Source organism: Streptomyces glaucescens (assembly GCF_002154375.1).
Classification (GTDB): Bacteria; Actinomycetota; Actinomycetes; order Streptomycetales; family Streptomycetaceae; genus Streptomyces; species Streptomyces glaucescens.
Genome location: NZ_MUND01000922.1, coordinates 1 through 1322, shown reverse-complemented (window position 1 = coordinate 1322; position 1322 = coordinate 1). Strand labels below are relative to the sequence as shown.

The window sequence follows — 1322 nt, the reverse complement described above, 5'->3', positions numbered from 1 at the left end:
GACGGCGTCGGCCTTGCCCCCGTCGACGTACCACCGGCTCCCCACCAGGCACAGCGGCAGCAGCACCCCCACGACCGGCAGATACGACACGACCAGCGCCACCTGCCCGTGCGCCCCCACCCACGCGAGCGAGGCCCCCAGAATGCCGCCCAGGCTGTACCCGGCATGGAATCCGAGCATGATGCTGCGCCCGTACGACCGCTGGAGACTCACCCCGAGCATGTTCATCGAGGCGTCCAGCGCCCCCACGGCCAGCCCGAACGCGCCGAGCGCCACCGCCAGCTCGGCCATCCGCTCCCCCGCCCCCACGCCGAGGAGCGCCAGGAGCACGACCGGCTGCGACCACCGCAGCACCACGCTGGGCGCGACCCGCCGCACCAGCCACTCGGTCGCCACGCTCCCCACCCCGGCCAGCACCGGCACGGCCGCCAGGAACGCCGGCAGCAGTGCGTCCGACACCCCGTACCGGTCCTGGATGGCCGGGATCCGCGTCACGAGCAGCGCGAACGCGACGCCCTGAGCGAAGAAGCCGAACGCCAACGAGGCCCTGCCGCGCCGCAGCACATCCGTCATGGCGGCGAGCGTAGGGCCCCGGCCTACGGCTGGGTATATCCAGCCAAAAATGAATTTCCCTCAGCTTCAGCCGAGCAGGCCGAGCAGCTCCCCCATGTCGGAGAACAGTCCGGTGGCCCCCGCCAGCTTCCCGGCCGGCGTCATCGCCGTGAACCCGTACACGTCCATGCCCGCCGCCACGGCCGCCCGCACTCCCAGCGGGCTGTCCTCGACGACCGCGCACCGCTCCGGCGCGACGCCCATCCGCTGCGCGGCGTACAGGAACAGATCAGGGGCCGGCTTCCCCCGCCCGACATCCTGCGAACTGAAGATCCGCTCGTCGTCGAACCACCGCTCGAGACCGGCCGCCCGATGGCCGACCCGAATCCGCTCATGGCTCCCGGAGGAGGCCACGCAGTACGGCACTTCCTCCGCGGCCAGCTTCTCCAGCACCTCGGCGGCTCCGCTGACCGCCTTCAGTTCCTGCTCGAAAGCGGCGAACACCCGGGCGTGAAAGACATCGTCGAAGTCCTCGGGCAGCCGCTGCCCGGTCCGCTCGAGGATCAGGTCGTGGATGCGATGCATGGCGGACCCCATGTAGTCCCGAATGGAGTCCTCATACGTCGTCGGGTGCCCCAGCTCGGTCAGATAGGCCGCGAGATGCCGATTGGAGATCGGCTCACTGTCGACGAGCACACCGTCGTTGTCGAAGATGACCAGGTCATAGCGCATGCCTTAGACCCTAGACGCAGAAAACCCCCGCATCTTCC

At 69.8% G+C, this 1322-nt stretch carries 2 protein-coding genes; both read right to left on the bottom strand.

Annotated features, from left to right (window positions below; all coding sequences use genetic code 11):
* Positions 1–573: MFS transporter (locus CCN42_RS39320; protein ID WP_143662201.1), on the bottom strand; the 573-nt coding region annotated here is incomplete at its 3' end.
* A gap of 66 nt (positions 574–639) precedes the next feature.
* Positions 640–1284 (bottom strand): HAD family hydrolase, encoded by a 645-nt coding sequence (locus CCN42_RS39315; RefSeq protein WP_086741954.1) that lies wholly within the window; start codon positions 1282–1284, stop codon positions 640–642.
* Between the last annotated feature and the right edge of the window lie 38 nt (positions 1285–1322).